This window comes from Peribacillus sp. (assembly GCF_059453735.1).
Map to the genome: position 1 here is coordinate 1 of NZ_JAZVJO010000076.1, position 1787 is coordinate 1787.

Genomic DNA, 1787 nt, shown 5'->3' on the forward strand with positions numbered 1-1787 from the left:
TTTAAATAAGAAGCTGCTGTTCAATTAAACGATAACCTGCCATAATCGCTTCATAAACAGCTTGTTCACATTCTTTTGCTCTTGAATTTGAAAAACTCCAAAACCTAGTATAGGCATTTCAATCCCATTGTTTAAGATGATACTTTGCATACAAGTTCCTTCCTGTTTAGAAAATTACGCCTCAATCTTTATAACGTAATAAATACGTACATCCAGAAACAAAAAGAGCCATCACATATTGGACAGCTCTTTTGATTACCCTATTAGTTCACTTCATAGCCTGCATTTTTCCAAGCAGTTGTTCCACCTTCAATGTACGCAACATCTGTGAATCCCATTTGATGAAGAAGGTAAGCGCCTAGAGCCGCTTGTCCACCAGCACCGCATGTAACTAATACGGGACGATTACGATCTGCTAATTCACTTTCTCTCATTTGTTCTGGCAGTTCAAGATCTGCACGAATACCCAGCATTCCTAGTGAAATATTTAAGCTGCTAGGAATTAATCCACATGCTCCAGCATCTTTTGCATCTTGTACATCAATGACTAATGTGTTCGGATTTTCTTGGATTTTTTCACGAGCTTGTGCAGAAGTAACTCCTGGTACATGTTCACGTGCTTCCCCAACCATTTGCATAAATGTTTTTGCCATTGGTAAAACCTCCATATTCAACTAGTATTTCTACTTAACTATAATACATTTACACATAAAAATGAAATTCCAGGTATTTTACGTGACAAGTTCCTCTAAAAAAAGTTAGGTTTTGTGATAAAGAACGGGAGAGAGTCCACTCCAACGATTCGAGCATAGGTGAAAACCTGTCCTTTGTGATGGATTTCATGATCAATCGCCGCTGAAATCCAATTAGCGCCTGTGTCTTTCATTTCATTCATCTCTATCGTCATCTCCAAGTTCTCTGCAGATAAACCTCGAAAGCTCTGAAGTGTTTTTTCTGTTGCCTGATTCAAATACCTTCTTAATTCATCCATCGAATGTGCATTCACTGGTGCAGAAGAGGTAAATGGCTTGTTCTGAACCTTTGCTAAAAACAAATCAGTGGACACTGTTATATGGATCACTAACGCACTCAACGGCATCCCCCCATCCCAAGGGGAAAAATGAAGATATTCGTCATCGATCTTTTGTAGTACTTCTTGAAGGACGTGCCGATGTCTCTCCCAGCGTTTCTGTAAATTAGCGACACTTTCCATTCCATTTCCCTCCTGAATTTTAATGCTTCATTTTTTTTGAAGGTCATTTGATAAAACATACCCTTTGTTTGTTCGGTACGGCAGTTTTGTAGCCCAAAGAATCCACCAAATCAACACTGGCTGAAAGACTAGTCTTACCCATAAAGCCCATTGAGGGCTAGATTCAAAGCCAGGTGCGGGAATGCCGGCAAATGCAGCATAAAGATTAGCTGGAAAAATCAGCACTAAATACCATGCGATGACCACTCCCGTTTTACGACGCATGCTTGGTATTAAAAGAAAAACAGCTAAGATCCATTCCAGCACACCGGTGAGATAAATAATCGCTTCTCTCCACGGAATAAAGTCCGGAAGCATGGCAACAAAACCTTCTGCCTCGGTAAAGTGGTAAATGCCTGCAGCAATAAATACAAAAGAAAAAACAATCGTTCCGAATATCCTTGGTAGTGAAGCAGACGAATTAGACATTTCAGCACAGCCTTTCTTAGTAGTAACGTTAAGATCACGCGATGGCTATTCTTTGTCAATTCTTCGATAGATCAGGTTAGACAGACAGCGGTAAATATACTTCTAC

3 protein-coding genes and 1 pseudogene are annotated in these 1787 nt (G+C 39.8%); all 4 read right to left on the bottom strand.

Features of this window, described 5'->3' with window-relative positions:
• Positions 1–19 precede the first annotated feature (19 nt).
• Positions 20–150, bottom strand: a pseudogene (locus AC52RT_RS02550) (aldo/keto reductase); the annotation flags it as partial.
• Between the two features lie 113 nt (positions 151–263).
• Positions 264–653: a rhodanese-like domain-containing protein gene (locus AC52RT_RS02555; RefSeq protein ID WP_495539294.1), complete on the bottom strand. Its 390-nt coding sequence runs from the start codon at positions 651–653 to the stop codon at positions 264–266.
• A 95-nt stretch (positions 654–748) separates the two neighbouring features.
• On the bottom strand, positions 749–1213 hold the full coding sequence (locus AC52RT_RS02560; protein ID WP_495539295.1) for a DinB family protein: 465 nt from the start codon (positions 1211–1213) through the stop codon (positions 749–751).
• Between the two features lie 27 nt (positions 1214–1240).
• The gene (locus AC52RT_RS02565; protein ID WP_495539296.1) at positions 1241–1681 is read right to left on the bottom strand and encodes a DoxX family protein; all 441 of its coding nucleotides are present in this window, start codon (positions 1679–1681) and stop codon (positions 1241–1243) included.
• Between the last annotated feature and the right edge of the window lie 106 nt (positions 1682–1787).

What these genes read in the sequence shown, in the direction of transcription:
- AC52RT_RS02560 (WP_495539295.1), bottom strand. Translation starts at nt 1,213, where the DNA reads ATGGAAAGTGTCGCTAATTTACAGAAACGCTGGGAGAGACATCGGCAC.
- AC52RT_RS02565 (WP_495539296.1), bottom strand. Translation starts at nt 1,681, where the DNA reads ATGTCTAATTCGTCTGCTTCACTACCAAGGATATTCGGAACGATTGTT.
- AC52RT_RS02555 (WP_495539294.1), bottom strand. Translation starts at nt 653, where the DNA reads ATGGCAAAAACATTTATGCAAATGGTTGGGGAAGCACGTGAACATGTA.